The sequence below is a fragment of the Pseudomonas sp. CC120222-01a genome, assembly GCF_003097235.1.
Classification (GTDB): Bacteria; Pseudomonadota; Gammaproteobacteria; order Pseudomonadales; family Pseudomonadaceae; genus Aquipseudomonas.
On record NZ_QEQQ01000012.1, the window covers coordinates 145385 to 162085 of the forward strand.

Below are 16701 nucleotides of genomic sequence, written 5' to 3' on the forward strand. Positions count from 1 at the left end.
GCAGTTGCACATATTGTTGGGGCTGCTCTGCAGCCCTTTCGCGACACAAGGCCGCTCCCACAAAGACCGAGTATCCAGCCACCCCACATTCCTCATGGTTGAATACACGCGCCGCAACCCGCTAAGGTCGCGCCCTTGATCCACGAGAGGCAACCATGGGCTACCTGATAATCGTCGCGCTGATCCAGGCGTTCTCCTTCAACGTGATCGGCGAATACCTGGCCGGCCACGTCGACAGCTACTTCGCCGTGCTCGCCCGTGTGGTGCTGGCCGGCCTGGTTTTCCTGCCGCTGACCCGCTGGCGCCAGGTGGAGCCGCGCTTCCTGCGCTCGATGCTGCTGATCGGCGCGCTGCAATACGGCATCACCTATGTCTGCCTGTACCTGAGCTTCCGCGTGCTGACCGTGCCGGAAGTGCTGCTGTTCACCATCCTCACGCCGTTGCACGTGACTTTGATCGAAGATGCCCTGAATCGCCGCTTCAACCCCTGGGCGCTGCTCGCGGCCCTGGTGGCCGTGGCGGGGGCGGGGGTGATCCGCTTCGACAGCATCAGCGGCGACTTCTTCATCGGCTTCCTGCTGCTGCAACTGGCCAACTTCACCTACGCCGCCGGCCAGGTGCTGTACCGCCACTTGGTCGCCCGTAACCCTAGCGACCTGCCGCACTACAAGCGTTTCGGCTATTTCTACCTGGGCGCGCTGATCGTGGTGTTGCCGGCGTTCCTGATGTTCGGCAATGCCCAGCACCTGCCGACCACCAACGTGCAGTGGTTGGTGCTGCTGTTCCTCGGCCTGTGCCCGACGGCCCTGGGCCTGTACTGGTGGAACAAGGGCGCGTGCCTGGTCTCCGGCGGCACGCTGGCGGTGATGAACAACCTGCATGTGCCGGTGGGGCTGCTGCTGAACCTGCTGATCTGGAACCGCGATGAGCCGCTTGGCCGGTTGTTGCTCGGTGGCGCGATCATCCTGGCATCGGTATGGCTGAGCCGCCTGGGTAGCCGTGCGCAGGCGCCTGTGACAGGCAAGGCCTGACATGCACACCATCTTCGTCATTGTCGCGCCGATCTTCGCCCTGATCCTGGTCGGCTTTCTGTGCCGCAAGACCAACAAGCTGGGCGACAAGGCCGCCGCCGAGATCAACAAGATGGTGGTCTGGCTGTGCCTGCCAGCGCTGCTGTTCAAGGTCACTGCCACGGCGACCTGGAGCGAGATTTGGCACCCGGGGTTCATCGTCGCCTTCGGCGCCGGAGCACTGGCGATGTTCGTCGTGACCCTGGCCTGGCGCCTGTACAGCGGCCACGGCCTGGTGGCGGCGAGCATCGACGGGCTCAGTGCGGGCTATGCCAATACCGGCTATATCGGTATCCCACTGTGCCTGCTGCTGTTCGGCCAGCCGGGGCTGCAACCGGCGCTGATCTCGTCGCTGATCGTGGTCTGCCTGGTGTTCGCGATTTCCCTGACGCTGATCGAGATCGGCCTGCAGGAAGAGCGGCAGATCGGCCGTGCGATGCTGCTGGTGAGCAAGGCCCTGGCGAAGAACCCGCTGGTGATTTCGCCGCTGGCGGGAGCGGGCTGGGCCATTGGCGGCCTGGGGTTGGCCGAGCCGGTGATGCATTTTCTCGACATGCTGGCGCTGGCGACCACGCCTTGCGCATTGATCTCGCTGGGGGCGTTCCTGGCCGAGAAGCGTACTGGTTCGCAGGCCAGCCCGTGGCCGCTGGTGGCGTTGAAGCTGGTTGGGCAGCCGGCGCTGACCTGGGTATTGGCGTTCAAGGTGTTCAGCCTGCCGACCATGTGGGCGGCGTCGGCGGTGTTGCTGGCGGCGCTGCCGACCGGTACCGGGCCGTTCATGCTGGCGGAGTACTACAGCCGCGAGGCGGGGTTGATTTCGCGGACGATCCTGTTGTCGACCGTGGCCTCATTGGTGACCTTGACCGGGCTGTTGTACCTGCTGGGGTATGCGGGGTAGCTACCGGCCTCTTCGAGGAGCAAGCCCACAATGACGGGGCGCTGATCCTGGCGTCGGTGTGGATGAGCCGCCTGTGTAGCCTGACGTTATCAAGCAAGGCATGGCGCAGCTAGCTAAGACGCGTTCGTTAATGAACCCAAACCTGGCCGGCGGCTACCCGATAATCATGAAAACAAAATCGGGAGACCGGCGTGAAGCTAGAAACGCGAAGTATCGAATTCGTCCCACACGCTGAGCGTTATGGCACGCCTAAACGGTTGTTCACCATCTGGTTCAGCTCCAACTTCCAGATTACCGCACTGATGGTCGGCACCCTGGGCGTTGCGTCGGGGCTGAGTTTTGCCTGGACCCTGCTGGGCCTGTTGGTCGGCAACCTGATCGGCACCGTGTTCATGGCCGCGCACTCTGCCCAAGGGCCGCACCTGGGCGTGCCGCAAATGATTCAGAGCCGGGCCCAGTTCGGTGTCCATGGCGCGGCGCTGCCTTTGTTGGTGATGGTCACGGCCGCTGTACTGTTCCTTGCTGCCAGCGGCGTGCTGATGCGTAACGCCGTGCAGGCACTGCTGCCCATGAGCGACGACCAGGCCATCGTGGTCGTCGGCGTGCTGACCTTCATCATCGGCTTTGTCGGTTACGAACTGATCCACCGCCTGGGGGCGTGGATGAGCCTGCTGTCCACGCTGGTGTTTGCCGGCGCACTGGTGCTGATCCTGCTGCACCCCGGTGACACGGCAGGCACCACGGCAGTGACGACGGGCTTTTCATTCACCGCCTTCAACCTGATCGTGGCCCAGGCCGCCTCCTGGACGTTGGGCTATGGGCCCTATGTGGCGGATTACTCGCGCTACCTGCCGGCCAACGTCAACCCACGCGCCACGTTCTGGGCCACCTATTGCGGTTGCGCGCTGGGCTCCTTCGCCATGATGGCGCTGGGCGCGCTGGTGGCTGTGCAATTACCCTCGGCACTGGGGCATGACCCTGCGACGGCAATTGCCGGGTTGTTTGGCCCTTGGGCACCGTTGGCACTGGCCGTGATTGCGCTGGGGGTGATCCAGTACAACGTCTTGTGCCTCTATAGCGCCTACATGTCATCGGTCACGATCTTTGGTGCCTTCAAGACCATCAGGCGCGTGACTGCGACGGCCAAGGCGCTGGTGATGGCGGGCCTGACTGCCGCGGCAACGCTGATTGCCATCGCTACCCAACACAATTTCGATACGTTCTTTGCCGACATCCTGATCGGCCAGCTGTACCTGTTGATCCCCTGGAGTGCGATCAACCTGGTGGATTACTACTGGGTGTGCCGGGGGCAGTATGACGTGGGGGCGCTGTACGATGCCAAGGGCCGTTACGGCTGCTTCAATCGTCGAAGCCTGGCGGTGTATGCCGTGGCAATCATCGGCATCATCCCGTTCATGAAGCTGTCGTTCTACACGGGCTTCGTGGCCGAGTGGCTGGGGGCGGATATCAGCTGGGCGATGGGCTTGATCCTGGCCGGTGCGCTGTACAGCATGGTCAACGCCCGGGAAAGCAAAGCGCTTTTGGCAAACTAGGCAACTGACTCGGCCCTGAGATGGGAAGGGGCTGTAACGCCCCGTAAGCTCAAACCTCGTTCATTTCTTCAAGGCGACGCGGCATCGGCTCGGGTGCCGGGCGCCCCGCCAGCCCTATGCGCATGTCATTGCCACTCGGCTGCTGATACAGACTCAAGCCAAACTCCGGCAACACCGCCAGCAGATAATCGAAGATATCCCCCTGAATCCGCTCGTACTCCGCCCACAACGTGGTGGTGGTAAAGCAGTAGATCTCCAGCGGCACACCTTCGGCCGTGGTTTGCATCTGCCGCACCATGCAGGTCATGTTCGGGTGCACGTTCGGGTGGTTCCTCAGGTAAGCCAGAGCAAACGCCCGGAACGTGCCGATATTGGTCAGCTTGCGGCGGTTGGCCGACAGTTCGGGCACGGGCCCCAGCGCCTCGTTCCAGGCCAGCAGTTCCTGGCGCTTGCTGGCCAGGTAGTCGCCAAGCAGGCTCACCTGAGTGAGGCGCTGCTCTTCGTCCGGGGTGAGAAAGCGTACACCCGCAGCGTCAATGAACAGACTGCGCTTGATCCGCCGCCCGCCCGACTGCTGCATGCCGCGGTAGTTGCGGAACGACTCGCTCATCAGGCGCCAGGTGGGGATGGAAACGATGGTCTTATCAAAGTTCTGCACTTTTACGGTGTGCAGGGTGATATCGACCACATCGCCATCGGCACCCACCTGCGGCATTTCGATCCAGTCCCCGACGTGCAGCATGTCATTGCTGGTCAGCTGCACACTGGCGACGAACGACAGCAGGGTGTCCTTGTACACCAACAGCAGCACCGCCGACATCGCACCCAGGCCCGACAGCAGCAACAGCGGCGAGCGGTCGATCAGGGTGGCGACGATGACGATCGAGGCGAAGATCCACAGCATCATCTTGGCCAGTTGCACGTAGCCCTTGATCGAGCGGGTGCGGGCGTGTTCGGTGCGGGCGTAGATGTCCAGCAAGGCATCGAGCAGGCACGACAGGGCCATGGTCATGAACAGCAGGGTGAAGGCCAGGGCGAGGTTGCCAAGGAAGTGCTGGCTGGTGTCGGACAGCTCCGGCACCAGTTTCAGGCCGAACTGGATGACCAGTGACGGGATGGTCTGGGCGAGGCGATGGAAGACTTTGTTGTGGCGCAGGTCGTCCAGCCACTTCAGTGCCGCCTGCCGGGCCAGCAGGCGGGCGCTGTGCAGCACCAGGAAGCGCGCCAGGCGCCCGAGCACCAGGGAAATCAGCAGCAGCACCGCCAGGCCGATAGCGGCGTGCAGCAGTGGATGTTGGTCGAGGGTGCCCCACAGGTCGAGGCTGTCACGCCAGATGCGTTGGATGTCCATAAGCTTGAAACCAGTCTTTTACAGCGAAACGAAGCGCTATTAGAGCGCGGAAGCCGACCAAGTTGCTAAAAGAAATTCGGCTAAAACGGCAGAAAACGTTACCCTATGCAACTGAATTTCCCGCACTTGCCTGAGGTTACCTCCGTGTTCTCCCAATTCGCCCTGCATGAACGCCTGCTTAAAGCCGTGGCCGAGCTTAAATTTGTCGAGCCAACCCCGGTGCAGGCCGCGGCCATCCCCCTGGCCCTGCAAGGGCGAGACCTGCGTGTGACCGCGCAGACAGGCAGCGGCAAGACCGCCGCGTTCGTCCTGCCGCTGCTCAACCGCCTGGTTGACCTGAAGGGCGGGCGCGTCGAGATCCGCTCGCTGATCCTGCTGCCGACCCGCGAGCTGGCCCAGCAGACCCTCAAGCAAGTGCAGCTGTTCTCGCAGTTCACCTACATCAAGGCCGGCCTGGTCACCGGCGGTGAAGACTTCAAGGAACAGGCCGCCATGCTGCGCAAGGTGCCGGACGTGCTGATCGGCACCCCAGGCCGCCTGCTCGAGCATCTGAACGCCGGCAACCTCGACCTGTCCCACGTGCAGGTGATGATCCTCGACGAAGCCGACCGCATGCTCGACATGGGCTTCGCTGAAGACATGGAGCGCCTGTGCAAGGAGTGCGAGAACCGCGAGCAGACCCTGCTGTTCTCGGCCACCACTGGCGGCGCGGCCCTGCGCGACATCATCGGCAAGGTCCTGAAAGACCCTGAGCACCTGATGCTCAACAGCGTCTCGCAGTTGGCCGAAGGTACCCGCCAGCAGATCATCACCGCCGACCACGACCAGCACAAGGAAGCCATCGTCCAGTGGCTGCTGGCCAACGAGACCTTCGACAAGGCGATCATCTTCACCAACACCCGCGCCCTGGCCGACCGTATCTACGGCCACCTGGTGGCCAAGGACGTGAAAGCCTTCGTGCTGCACGGCGAAAAGGACCAGAAGGACCGCAAGCTGGCCATCGAGCGCTTCAAGCAGGGCAGCTCCAAGGTGCTGGTGGCCACCGACGTGGCGGCTCGTGGCCTGGACATCGACGGCCTGGACCTGGTGATCAACTTCGACATGCCACGCAGCGGCGACGAGTACGTGCACCGTGTGGGCCGTACTGGCCGTGCCGGTGGCGAAGGCCTGGCGATCTCGCTGATCACCCACAATGACTGGAACCTGATGTCCAGCATCGAGCGCTACCTCAAGCAGCAGTTCGAGCGCCGGGTGATCAAGGAAGTGAAGGGCACCTACAGCGGGCCGAAGAAGGTCAAGGCCTCGGGCAAGGCGGTGGGTGCCAAGAAGAAGAAGGTCGACAAGAAGACTGGCGAGAAGAAGGCCGCTGCCAAGCGCAAGCCGACCGCCAAGCCACGGCCGAACGCGCCGCTGGCCAGCTCCGATGGCCTGGCGCCGCTGAAGAAGCGCAAGCCGGCTGCTGAGTAGGCTATTGCTTCTCAGGCCCACGCGCTCAGTGTGGGAGCGGCCTTGCGTCGCGAAAGGGCCGCAAAGCGGCCCCAGGCAATCTCGACTTGACGCATCAATCCGGAGGCTGCTCTGCAGCCCTTTCGCGACGCAAGGCCGCTCCCACAATTACCGCGTCTGAGGGTAGAGCGATTTAATCAGCCTTTTTCTCCGCTTCTTTCAACTCCTTGATCCGCTTGTCGATCAGTTGACATTTATCAGGCAAATCCTTGCTCGCCGTCCCCAGCTCCATCCCCTGGAGCTCATCATTGATCTCCTTGGCCTTCTGCGGGTTCTGCTCGGTCAACTGACTGACCAGCCCGGCCAGCTCCTCACGTTTCTGTGTAGCCTCCTCCGGCGTGCAAGCCCAGGCGGGCAGGGCGCAGCACAGGGCGGTGGCACAGGCGATGCGCAGCAGCGGTTTCATCCTTTCTACCTCCGGCGGTATTGATGCCCGGTGGAGGCACGCGCGCGGCGGTTGGTTCAGCGCCTGCGACCGGCGGCTATACCCCTGGGTATATTTACCGCAGCCATCCTCGGCTCTAGTTTGAGGCCACAACCACAACAACCGAGGAACACACCCATGGATCGATTGAAAGGCAAGGTGGCACTGATTACCGGCGGCGCAGGCGGTTGTGGCCTGGCCGCGTCGGAGCTGTTCGCCGCCGAGGGCGCCAAGGTGGTGATCCTCGACTTGCCGACCAGCCAGGGCGAAGCGGTGGCGGCACGCATCAATGCTGAAGGCGGGCAGGCACTGTTCGTCGCCGCCGATGTGTCGCAGGCCGACCAGGTGCACCGTGCCGTGGCCCAGGGCCAGGCACATTTCGGGGCGATCACCGTGCTGATGAACCACGCCGGGATCATCGCCGCCGGGCCGTTCCTGGAGACCAGCGAAGCCGACTGGGACCGGCTGATGAGCGTCAACGTGAAAAGCATGTTCCTGGTCACCAAGGCCGTGCTGCCAGGCATGCTCGCTGCAGGCGGCGGCAGCGTGATCTGCACTTCGTCGATTTCCGCCGTGGTCGGCACGCCGATGGAGGTGCTGTATTGCACCACCAAGGGCGCGTGCCACATGTTCGCCCGCGCCCTGGCCGTGGAGTACCGCGACCAGAACATCCGCAGCAACGCCATTTGCCCGGGCTTCATCGGCACCGCCCATGGTCGCCGCGAGCTCGACCTGCTGCGCGGTTATGGCGTGGATGCTTCCGACGAAGCGATCAAGACCATGCAGGGGCGCCTGTGCGATCCGAGCGAAGTGGCCAACGCCGCACTGTTCCTGGCCAGCGACGAGTCGAGCTTCGTCAGTGGCTCGCACCTGTTCGTCGACAACGCCTACACCGCGATGTAATACCCGGCCGGCAGCGCGCTGCCGGCTACCTACAAGAAGAACAGCTGCACCCTTCAATTCTGCCCCCAAGCCAATTCCAACAAGACAGAGGCAGCAGATGGAAAACATAGGTACTTACGTCATCTACGTGATCATGGTGTGCGCCGTGATCGGTGCGATCGCCTCGATCGTCAACGCAGAATCCGAGCTGGCCAAGGAATTCACGGCCGGCCTGCACAGCATCGGCCCGATCTTCATCCCGGTGGCCGGGATCATGGCCGCCATCCCGTTCATTTCCAGCTTCATCAGCCACGTCATCGGCCCGCTGTTCCTGGCCATGGGCGCTGACGCCGGCATCGCCGGGCCGATCTTCATTGCTTCGGACCTGGGCGGCTACCAGCTGGCCCAGGCGCTGTCGCACAGCCCGGAAGGCTGGATTCTCGGCCTGATCACCGGCTTCCAGTGCGGCTCGACGGTGATCTTCGTCATCCCGGTGGGCCTGGCCATGCTCAACAAGGCCGACCACAAGTACATGGCCCTGGGCATCATGGCCGGGTTGCTGAGCATCCCGATCAGCATCGTGTTCATCGCCATGGGCATGCAGGCCATGGGCCTGGGCGTGCGCCCGGACATCGCCACGGCAGGCGCCGCGACCCAGGCGCTGCACTTCACCTTGCCGACCCTGTTGCGCAACCTGTCGCCGCTGATCCTGTTCTGCGTGGCGCTTGCTGCAGCCCTGCGCTACTTCCCCAACCTGATGGTCAGCCTGTTCCTCAAGCTGGGGCAGCTGATGTACGCGGCAGTGACCCTGGTGCTGGTAGCCTCGATCGTCGAGTACTTCACCGGTGCCTTCACTTCGCTGTTTGGCGGCTGGGGCTTCGCGCCGATCATCGCCGACAAGGCCGACCAGTTCCGCGCCCTGGAGATCGCAGGCTACGTGGGCATCATGCTCTGCGGTGCGTTCCCGATGGTCTACCTGATCAAGCGCTTCCTGTCGCGGCCGATCGAGAAAGTGGCCTCGAAGCTGGGCCTGTCACCCGTGGGCGCCGCCGGCATCCTCGCGGCCTCGGCCAACATCCTGGCGATGTTCCGCCTGGTGGCCGACATGCCGCCGAAGGACAAGGTGCTGGTGATTGCCTTCGCCGTCTGTGCGGCCTTCACCTTCGGTGACCACCTGGCCTACTCGGCCAACTTCCAGCCGACGCTGATCGGGCCGCTGATCATCGGCAAGCTCGCCGGTGGCCTGCTGGGCATGGGCCTGGCCTACTGGCTTGCGGTGCCCAAGGCGCTGGAGCTGGGCCGCCAGGAGGAAGAGAGCGAACTGCTGCCTGCCAGCCCAGCGTTGCACTGACAGGGCCTGGCATCGTTCAATGCCGCTCGGGCTTCTACAGCCGGGCGGCATTCGCGTTTTCTTCCCACACCGCACAGGCCATCGCCATGAACAGCGACAACGCCGACCGCTTGGGCGCGGTCATCCGCAGCATCGGCAGCGACACCCTGGGCCCGGCCCTCGACACCGCGCTCAAGGGCGTGGTCGATTTCGACATGAGCTGCGCCTACCTGTTCCGCTTCAACCAGCCGGCGCTGCTGATCCACGACGGCTACCAGCAGCGCGTGGCCGAGCGCACGCTCAAGGCCTACTTGCGCGGTGGTTACCTGCTCGACCCGTTCTATGTCGCCTGTACCAACAACCACCCGTCCGGCCTGTGGCGCATGAGCGAACTGGCCCCGGACAGCTTCTTCGCCTCGGGCTTTTCCATCTCCCACGACATCCACCCCTGTGTTTCCTCGCACCACGGCAGCCTGATTGAAGAAATCGGCTTCATCGTCCCGGTGCGGTCACGTACCGCGCTGGTGTACTCGCTGATGCGTGGCTTGGACAAGGGCGCGTTCGAGGTTGAGGAAGCACAGCGGCTGGCAGCACTGACACCGGTGATCGATGCCATTTTCAGCCAGCACCTGCGCCTGGCCCATGCCGATGACCTGGCCGACCCGCAGGAGTCGGACAGCCAGCTGGAAGATGCCTTCGTCGACATCCTTCAGGGCCAGCTGACCGAAACCCAACGGCATGTGGCCAAGCTGATCCTGCAGGGACACAGCAGCCAGTCGATCTCCCGTGAGCTGGGAATCTCCGAAGGCACAGTGAAGGTGCATCGTCACAATATCTGGCAGCGGTTGGGGATTTCCGGGAATGCGGAGCTGTTTCGGTTGTTTATCAATTATTTAGTGAAGAACAGTTAGTGGCGCTTTTCTAGCTGATCCCCTTCAGCTAAGCGAAGATTTTTTTCGCCATGCTCAAGTCCTGCGATCTTTCGGAACGCCTGCGGCTGCCAACAGGTCCCAACCTGTGTACCCCCTTCGTCCACAGCAGGAGGCCATCTCCATGAGCAGCACCTACGACTGGGACCTGATCGAGCGTTTGCTGCACGAGGTGCAGAACGGCGCCGGTCACAGCTTCACGCCACGCCCCTATGCCGAGCAGCACGCTGCGGCGCTGGCCGCCAAGGGCCAACCGGTGGGTGATCTGGACCACCTGAAAACCCGTGCCTGCGAGTACGAAAAGCTGCTGTTTGAGCGCGGCTTCATCGAGAGCCGTGAGCAGGAGGAGGGCGGCAACGGCGAGAATTTCGTGCTCACCGAGCGCGGTTCGCGTTTGCTCAGCCTGATCGACAGCAGTATCCCTGGCTTCGAACACCCGCGTCAGGTGCTCGATGAGCAGGAGGATGGGCTGGACGAAACCACCTTCGAGCAGGTGTCGGCCAAGGCACAGATCGCTTGAGGTCGTTTTGAGGCTGGCAAGGGCAGGCCAGGAAACCCGATAATCGGTATTCCTTGACCACTGCCGAGCCCTTGCCGATGCCCTCGACCACCCAAAAGGCCCGCCCATGAGCGCGGCCCGCAAGAACCCCGACGCCTTTGCCTTCCAGGTGATGCTGGGCCTGTGCCTGATCTGGGGTTGCCAGCAGGTGCTGATCAAGACTGCGGCGGTGGATATCGCACCGGTGATGCAGGCCGCCCTGCGCAACTGCATCGCCGCCATGCTGGTGGGTTTGATGATCTGCTGGCGCGGTGGCTGGGAACAGGTGGGCAACACCTGGCGGGCCGGGCTCGTGGCCGGCGGCTTGTTTGGGCTGGAGTTCCTGTTCATCGCCGAGGGCCTGAAGCTGACCTCGGCGGCGCACATGTCGGTGTTCCTCTACACGGCGCCTGTGTTCACTGCACTTGGCTTGCACTTCATGCTCCCCAGCGAACGGCTGCGGTTGCTGCAGTGGCTGGGGATCTTGCTGGCCTTTGCCGGGATTGCGATGGCCTTCGCGGGGGGCATGTCGTTCGTCGAGATGGATGGGCGCATGCTGCTGGGCGATGCCTTCGGCGTGCTCGCCGGGCTGGCCTGGGGCGCGACCACGGTGGTGGTACGTGGCTCGCGCCTTTCGGAGGCCCCAGCAACCCTGACCTTGTTCTACCAGTTGGCGGTGGGCTTTGCCGGCTTGCTGTTGATCGCCCTGGTCAGCGGGCAAATCGGCGATGTGACCTTGACGCCGCTGGCGGTGGGCAGCGTGCTGTTCCAGGGGATCGTGGTGTCGTTCGTCAGTTACCTGACCTGGTTCTGGCTGTTGCGCAAGTACCTGGCCTCCAACCTGGCGGTGTTCTCGTTCATTACCCCGTTGTTCGGGGTGACGTTCGGTGTGGTGCTGCTGGGTGAGCCGTTGAGTGCGAATTTCGTGATCGGTGCGCTGATGGTATTGCTCGGCGTGATTCTGGTGAGTGCCGAGCCTTGGGTGAAGCAGCAGCTGCGCAAGTTTGTGGGTTGAAGGTTGCCAGTACCGGCCCCTTCGCGGGCTTGCCCGCGAAGGGGCCGGTACTGCAAACCTTGTAAGTTCAGGCTACCCGAGTTGCCGCCGGGCAACCCTGAAGGCTGCGGCCACTGGTGATCACCAGCACGCCCGCTACTCCCAGGCCCACCGCAGCCAACACAAGCGCCGCCTGCAAACTCCCGCTGTAATGGTTGCTCAACGCCGCCAGCAATGGCCCACTCAACTGCCCAAGGGCAAAGCATGCAGTCAGCAGCCCGGCATTACGCTGTGTGGCATGCGGCGCCAGTTCCCGCGAGCGCTGCATCACCAGCTGCATGCACGCCAGGAATGGCCCACCGCACAGCACCACGCCCAAGGTCAGGCCAACACCACCGCCCATCAGGCAGGCCAGTACCCCCAAGCCTTGCAACCACAGGGTGACCGTCAGCCATGCCGAAGTCCGGCCAGCCCGACGCAGGCTCACCAGCACCACACCGAGCGCCGCCGCCAGGCCGAACGCCGGCCAGAACAGGTCGGCCATCCAGTTGCCGCGAAACTGCTGGTTGGCCATCTGCGACAGGAAGGTGGCCGGCAGGATGTAGCCCACGCCGTACAGGGCATAGACCAGGCCCAGGCGAGCAATGCCGACGCTGCGGGTCGGGCCCTGCTGCGAGGCCGCGGGGAGCACGGCAGGTTGCAGGGCGCGAGGCAGCCAGGGGCGCACGGCCAGCAGCATGACCAGGGCCGCAACGGCATAGACCAGCCACAGTGCCGCTGAACCCAGCCCCAGCAGATGCGCAGCCAGTGCCAGCAAACCAGTCAGCGCGATGCCCAGCCCAGGCCCGGCGAACACCATCGCCCCCAAGCGCTGGCGGTTGTGGGCATTGGCCACTTGCTGGCTGAGGCTGGTGATCATCACCAGCACCCAGGCGCTTGCCACGCCGGTGCCGAAGCGCAGCAGCAAATGGCTCCAGAAGCCGTCCGCAGCCCAAGAGGCCAAAGTCAGCAGCACGCACAACCACAGGCCACCGTGCAGGCGCAGTTTCACCTGGTTTGGCCGACGGGCGTACATGGCGTCCACGGCGCCAAGGAAGTAACCCAGGTAGTTGGCAGCCGCCACCAGCCCGGCGGCGGTCAGGTCGAACTGGCCTTCGGCGATCAGTTGCGGCAGTTGTGGGGTGAGGGCGAAGCGGCCGATGCCCATGGCCATCATCAGGGCCACGGCGCTGGCCAGCAGTTGTACGAACGGCGACATGAGGACTCTCCTGCGCGAATTAATGCGATGAATGGCAGGTTAGGGCGAGTTGACTTTCAATAAAATTGAATAATGATGATCAAGTTGTTCTGTTTTGGAGAATTTCATGGAGTTCAGCCAACTGCGCATCTTCCAGGCCGTCGCCGAGGAAGGTTCGGTCACCCGCGCTGCCGAGCGCCTGCACCGGGTGCCGTCGAACCTCTCGACGCGCCTGCGCCAGCTTGAGGAGCAGCTGGGGGTGGAGCTGTTCCTGCGCGAGCGCCAGCGCTTGCAGCTGTCACCCGCCGGCAAGGTGTTGCTGGATTACGCCAGCCGCCTTTCGGCACTGCGTGACGAAGCCGTGGCGGCGGTGCAGGGCGGCCAGCCGGCCGGCGATTTCGCCCTGGGCACCATGTACAGCACGGCCGCGATCCACTTGCCGGCGCTGCTGGCGCGCTATCACCAGCAGTACCCGGCGGTGAACCTGCAGGTGCAGGCGGCCCCCAGCGGTGACCTGCTTGAAGGCCTGCTCAGCCATCGCCTGGATGCCGCACTGGTGGACGGCCCACCAAGCCTGGCCGGGCTGGATGGTGTGCCGCTGTGCGATGAAGTGCTGGTTCTGATTACCAGCCCGGAACACCCGGTGGTGCGCAGTGCCAAGGACGTGGCCGGCAAGGCGGTGTTCACCTTCCGCCAGGGCTGTTCCTACCGCATGCGCCTGGAAGCCTGGTATGCCCATGACCACACGCCGATGGGGCGAGTGATGGAAATCGAGTCGTACCAGAGCATGCTGGCCTGCGTGATTGCCGGCGCGGGGGTGGCCTTGATGGCGCAATCGATGCTCGACAGCCTGCCCGGGCGTGACCGGGTTAGCGCCCATCGCTTGCAGGCGCCATTCGATCACGCGGAAACCTGGTTGATGTGGCGCCAGGGCATGCGCGGGGCGAATTTGCAGGCCTGGATCGACGTGCAACAAAGCGAAACGATTAACCAGTCGTCGGAATACGCCGTTTCCACTTGATCCGCGTCAAACTAGCCCATATCTGTAGGAACAAGAGCATGCGTAGTACAGGACATCGGACTATGATCTGTATGAAACATCGCAGGATTGAATTGCCGTGAGGCTGACCCGTCAAGGGGGCATTATGAAAAACCAAATGTTCAACTGGCTCCACGACCTGGCCGTCGCTTTGGGGCTGATTCCACCACCCTTGCAGCCGGTGCCGATCCCGACTGATGAAGAGCAGCGCAAGCGCCAGCCGCGTCGTCGCTGAAATGAAAAAAGGCCGCAGCATCTGTCAGATGCTGCGGCCTTTTTGTTTCTGCTGTATTTGCATTGCCTGGGCCGGCCCTTTCGCGGGTGAACCCGCTCCCACAGGAATCGCACAAGGCTCAACGATGTGCTGACACTGTGGGAGCGGGCTTGCCCGCGAAGAGGCCCGCACAGGCTGACAAGTCAGGCCAGCTTCACTTCACCCACCGGCTTGCGCGACAGCACGCTCACCAGCACGAAGCTCACCAGGCCGACCGCCAGGCTGTAGTAGATCGGCGTGTTGGCATCCAGGCCGTCCTTGAACATGAAGAACAGAGCGGTGGCAAAACCCAGCGACATGCTAGCGATGGCGCCTGCGGTGGTGGCGCGCTTCCAGAAGATCGCACCGATCAGCGGGATCAGCATGCCGCCAACCAGCAGGTTGTAGGCCAGGGTCAGGGCACTGATTACATCGTTCACCGCCAGGGCGATGCCCAGCACCACCAGGCCGGTGATCAGGGTGAACAGGCGGCTGACGCCCAGGCTCGACTGCTTGCCGCCGCGCAGCTTGGGCAGCAGGTCTTCGGTCAGGGTGGTCGAGGCTGCCAGCAGGCCGGCACTGGCGGTGGACATCATGGCCGCCAGGGCTGCCGCCATCAGCAGGCCGCGGATGCCTTCCGGCAGCTGGCCTTTGATCATCTCGGCGAAGGCATTGTTCGGGTTGGCCAGGTCCGGCATCAGCACATGGGCGGACATGCCGATCAGGGCGCACGCCAGGCCGTACAGCACGCAGTACACACCGGCGGTGGTGCCGGCGCGCTGGCAGACCTTCTCGTCACGGGCGGTGAACACCCGCTGCCAGATGTCCTGGCCGATCAGGATGCCGAAGAAGTAGATCAGGAAGTAGGTGATGATGGTGTCCCAGCCGATGGTGGTCCAGCTGAAGCTGGCCGCCGGCAGCTTGGCTACCAGGGTGTCCCAGCCACCGGCCTTGTACAGGCACACCGGCAGCAGGATGAACATCAGGCCAACAGTCTTGATGACGAACTGGACGATGTCGGTGAGGGTCAGCGACCACATGCCGCCGATGGTCGAATAAACCACCACCACACCGCCGCCGAGCAGCAGCGACGCCCAGAACGGCAAGTCGAGCAGCACTTGCAGGACGGTGGCCATGGCCAGGGTCGAGGTCACGCCGATCATCAGCGCATAGGCCAGCATGATGGCCGCGCTGGCCTGGCGGGCCATCGGGTTGTAACGACGTTCCAGCACCTGGGTGACCGTGAAGATCTTCAGGCGCAGCAGCGGTTTGGCGAGGAACAGGTTGAGGGCGATGATGCCCAGGCCCAGGGCGGCACAGAGCCAGAAACCGGAGATGCCGTGGACGTAGCCCAGGCGTACGGTGCCGACGGTGGAGGCGCCGCCGAGCACGGTGGTGGCCATGGTGCCCATGTACAGAGTCGGGCCGAGGTTACGCCCGGCCACCAGGTAGTCTTCCTGGGTTTTCGCGCGCCGCATGCCATACCAGCCCAGCCCTAGCATGCCGACGGTATAGATCATTACAACAATGATGTCCAAGGCCATTGGGGGTCTCCCGATTATCTTTATTATGGCGAGATCGACCGCGCAGGCGTGTTCACGGCGCCCGGCGGTCTTGTCTTGTGTTGGCGGGCCTCTATGGCCCTCCCTCATGGCTCCTGCCGGGGTGTAGCGGTATCAGCGACGCACGACGCCCGGTAGCACGCAGAGCATCTCGAACAACAGGTTGGCGCCAAGCAGCGAGGTGTTGCCGGTGGTGTCGTAAGGCGGGGAGACTTCAACCAGGTCACAGCCGATCAGGTCCAGGCCGTGGCAGCCGCGAATGATCTCCATCGCCTGGATGGTGGTCAAGCCGCCAATTTCCGGGGTACCGGTGCCTGGGGCCCAGGCCGGGTCGATGCCGTCGATGTCGAACGACAGGTACACCGGGCCACCGCCGACCTTTTCACGCACTTCGGCCATCAGCGGTTCCAGCGACTTGTGCCAGCACTCTTCGGCCTGGACCACGCGGAAGCCCTGGCGGCGGCTCCAGTTGAAGTCGTCGGCGGTGTAGCCCTGGGCGCGCAGGCCGATCTGCACCACGCGGTCGCAATCGAGCAGGCCTTCTTCCACGGCGCGGCGGAAGGTGGTGCCGTGGGCGATCTTCTCGCCGAACATGTGGTCGTTGACGTCGGCGTGGGCATCGATGTGCACCAGGCCGATCTTGCCGTGCTTCTTGTGCAGGGCACGCAGGATCGGCAGGGTGATGGTGTGGTCGCCACCCAGGGTCATCGGGATGACATTGTGCTCGACGATCTCGTCGTAGGCTTCTTCGATGATGCGCACGGCGTCGAGCAGGTTGAAGGTGTTGATCGCCACGTCACCGATGTCGGCCACCGACAGCGAGTCGAACGGGGCGGCACCGGTGGCCATGTTGTACGGGCGGATCATCACCGATTCGGCGCGGATCTGGCGCGGGCCGAAACGGGTGCCGGAGCGCAGCGAGGTGCCGATGTCCAGCGGTACGCCGATGAACGCGGCGTCCAGGCCTTGGGCACTTTGCAGGTGGGGGAGACGGAGCATGGTGGCGATGCCGCCGAAACGCGGCATTTCGTTGCCGCCCAGTGGTTGGTGGAGAACTTTGTCCACGGTGGGCCTCATCAGTCGGTCGATTGTTCTGTTTGTTCGAACCTGTGCCGCCGCACGCCTTTCAAGTCTG

The 16701-nt window shown here is 63.5% G+C and carries 16 protein-coding genes; 11 read left to right on the forward strand and 5 right to left on the reverse strand.

Going from position 1 to position 16701, the window contains the following annotated elements:
* Positions 1-155: 155 nt before the first annotated feature.
* From N430_RS16985 to N430_RS16995, 3 genes are all read left to right on the forward strand, one after another.
* Positions 156-1031, forward strand: coding sequence for a carboxylate/amino acid/amine transporter (locus tag N430_RS16985; protein WP_110636943.1), 876 nt, complete (start codon positions 156-158; stop codon positions 1029-1031).
* 1 nt (position 1032) lies between these two features.
* The gene (locus tag N430_RS16990) at positions 1033-1968 is read left to right on the forward strand and encodes an AEC family transporter (protein ID WP_110636940.1); all 936 of its coding nucleotides are present in this window, start codon (positions 1033-1035) and stop codon (positions 1966-1968) included.
* Positions 1969-2159: 191 nt separating this feature from the next.
* Positions 2160-3521: a cytosine permease gene (locus tag N430_RS16995; protein ID WP_110636937.1), complete on the forward strand. Its 1362-nt coding sequence runs from the start codon at positions 2160-2162 to the stop codon at positions 3519-3521.
* A gap of 49 nt (positions 3522-3570) precedes the next feature.
* On the opposite strand, the gene N430_RS17000 is transcribed toward N430_RS16995, so the two are convergent.
* A complete protein-coding gene (locus N430_RS17000) occupies positions 3571-4872 on the reverse strand; it encodes a mechanosensitive ion channel family protein (protein ID WP_110636934.1) in 1302 nt (433 codons plus the stop codon).
* Positions 4873-4977: 105 nt separating this feature from the next.
* Between N430_RS17000 and N430_RS17005 the strand changes: the two genes are divergently transcribed.
* Positions 4978-6339 carry a DEAD/DEAH box helicase gene (locus N430_RS17005; protein ID WP_110636930.1) on the forward strand — a complete coding sequence of 454 codons (1362 nt, stop codon included), beginning with the start codon at positions 4978-4980 and terminating at the stop codon, positions 6337-6339.
* Positions 6340-6511: 172 nt separating this feature from the next.
* Here N430_RS17005 and N430_RS17010 read toward each other — a convergent pair whose 3' ends face one another.
* The gene (locus tag N430_RS17010) at positions 6512-6784 is read right to left on the reverse strand and encodes a hypothetical protein (RefSeq protein WP_110636927.1); all 273 of its coding nucleotides are present in this window, start codon (positions 6782-6784) and stop codon (positions 6512-6514) included.
* Between the two features lie 156 nt (positions 6785-6940).
* Between N430_RS17010 and N430_RS17015 the strand changes: the two genes are divergently transcribed.
* From N430_RS17015 to N430_RS17035, 5 genes are all read left to right on the forward strand, one after another.
* Positions 6941-7705: an SDR family NAD(P)-dependent oxidoreductase gene (locus N430_RS17015; protein ID WP_110636924.1), complete on the forward strand. Its 765-nt coding sequence runs from the start codon at positions 6941-6943 to the stop codon at positions 7703-7705.
* Between the two features lie 97 nt (positions 7706-7802).
* Entirely contained in the window at positions 7803-9035 is a 1233-nt protein-coding gene (eutH, locus tag N430_RS17020) for an ethanolamine utilization protein EutH (RefSeq protein ID WP_110636921.1), read from the forward strand.
* An 86-nt stretch (positions 9036-9121) separates the two neighbouring features.
* Positions 9122-9925, forward strand: a complete 804-nt coding sequence (locus tag N430_RS17025; RefSeq protein WP_110636918.1) for a LuxR C-terminal-related transcriptional regulator — start codon at positions 9122-9124, stop codon at positions 9923-9925.
* A gap of 142 nt (positions 9926-10067) precedes the next feature.
* On the forward strand, positions 10068-10463 hold the full coding sequence (locus N430_RS17030; RefSeq protein WP_103446386.1) for a transcriptional regulator: 396 nt from the start codon (positions 10068-10070) through the stop codon (positions 10461-10463).
* Positions 10464-10569: 106 nt separating this feature from the next.
* Positions 10570-11496 (forward strand): DMT family transporter, encoded by a 927-nt coding sequence (locus tag N430_RS17035; protein ID WP_110636915.1) that lies wholly within the window; start codon positions 10570-10572, stop codon positions 11494-11496.
* Positions 11497-11563: 67 nt separating this feature from the next.
* On the opposite strand, the gene N430_RS17040 is transcribed toward N430_RS17035, so the two are convergent.
* Positions 11564-12733 carry an MFS transporter gene (locus N430_RS17040; RefSeq protein ID WP_110636913.1) on the reverse strand — a complete coding sequence of 390 codons (1170 nt, stop codon included), beginning with the start codon at positions 12731-12733 and terminating at the stop codon, positions 11564-11566.
* Between the two features lie 106 nt (positions 12734-12839).
* Between N430_RS17040 and N430_RS17045 the strand changes: the two genes are divergently transcribed.
* On the forward strand, positions 12840-13733 hold the full coding sequence (locus N430_RS17045; protein ID WP_110636910.1) for a LysR family transcriptional regulator: 894 nt from the start codon (positions 12840-12842) through the stop codon (positions 13731-13733).
* A 124-nt stretch (positions 13734-13857) separates the two neighbouring features.
* Positions 13858-13986 carry a PA1414 family protein gene (locus N430_RS29850; RefSeq protein ID WP_256215799.1) on the forward strand — a complete coding sequence of 43 codons (129 nt, stop codon included), beginning with the start codon at positions 13858-13860 and terminating at the stop codon, positions 13984-13986.
* 182 nt (positions 13987-14168) lie between these two features.
* On the opposite strand, the gene N430_RS17050 is transcribed toward N430_RS29850, so the two are convergent.
* Both N430_RS17050 and speB read right to left on the reverse strand, forming a co-directional pair.
* Positions 14169-15548, reverse strand: coding sequence for a sodium:solute symporter (locus N430_RS17050; protein WP_110636907.1), 1380 nt, complete (start codon positions 15546-15548; stop codon positions 14169-14171).
* A gap of 132 nt (positions 15549-15680) precedes the next feature.
* Positions 15681-16631 carry an agmatinase gene (speB, locus tag N430_RS17055; protein WP_008090804.1) on the reverse strand — a complete coding sequence of 317 codons (951 nt, stop codon included), beginning with the start codon at positions 16629-16631 and terminating at the stop codon, positions 15681-15683.
* Between the last annotated feature and the right edge of the window lie 70 nt (positions 16632-16701).

Excerpts from the sequence above, each read along its gene's own strand:
- N430_RS17050 (WP_110636907.1), bottom strand. The coding sequence starts at position 15,548 with ATGGCCTTGGACATCATTGTTGTAATGATCTATACCGTCGGCATGCTA.
- N430_RS16985 (WP_110636943.1), top strand. The coding sequence starts at position 156 with ATGGGCTACCTGATAATCGTCGCGCTGATCCAGGCGTTCTCCTTCAAC.
- N430_RS17030 (WP_103446386.1), top strand. The coding sequence starts at position 10,068 with ATGAGCAGCACCTACGACTGGGACCTGATCGAGCGTTTGCTGCACGAG.
- eutH (WP_110636921.1), top strand. The coding sequence starts at position 7,803 with ATGGAAAACATAGGTACTTACGTCATCTACGTGATCATGGTGTGCGCC.
- N430_RS17045 (WP_110636910.1), top strand. The coding sequence starts at position 12,840 with ATGGAGTTCAGCCAACTGCGCATCTTCCAGGCCGTCGCCGAGGAAGGT.
- N430_RS17005 (WP_110636930.1), top strand. The coding sequence starts at position 4,978 with ATGCAACTGAATTTCCCGCACTTGCCTGAGGTTACCTCCGTGTTCTCC.
- N430_RS29850 (WP_256215799.1), top strand. The coding sequence starts at position 13,858 with ATGAAAAACCAAATGTTCAACTGGCTCCACGACCTGGCCGTCGCTTTG.
- N430_RS17025 (WP_110636918.1), top strand. The coding sequence starts at position 9,122 with ATGAACAGCGACAACGCCGACCGCTTGGGCGCGGTCATCCGCAGCATC.
- N430_RS17040 (WP_110636913.1), bottom strand. The coding sequence starts at position 12,733 with ATGTCGCCGTTCGTACAACTGCTGGCCAGCGCCGTGGCCCTGATGATG.
- N430_RS16990 (WP_110636940.1), top strand. The coding sequence starts at position 1,033 with ATGCACACCATCTTCGTCATTGTCGCGCCGATCTTCGCCCTGATCCTG.
- N430_RS17010 (WP_110636927.1), bottom strand. The coding sequence starts at position 6,784 with ATGAAACCGCTGCTGCGCATCGCCTGTGCCACCGCCCTGTGCTGCGCC.
- N430_RS17035 (WP_110636915.1), top strand. The coding sequence starts at position 10,570 with ATGAGCGCGGCCCGCAAGAACCCCGACGCCTTTGCCTTCCAGGTGATG.
- N430_RS17015 (WP_110636924.1), top strand. The coding sequence starts at position 6,941 with ATGGATCGATTGAAAGGCAAGGTGGCACTGATTACCGGCGGCGCAGGC.
- N430_RS17000 (WP_110636934.1), bottom strand. The coding sequence starts at position 4,872 with ATGGACATCCAACGCATCTGGCGTGACAGCCTCGACCTGTGGGGCACC.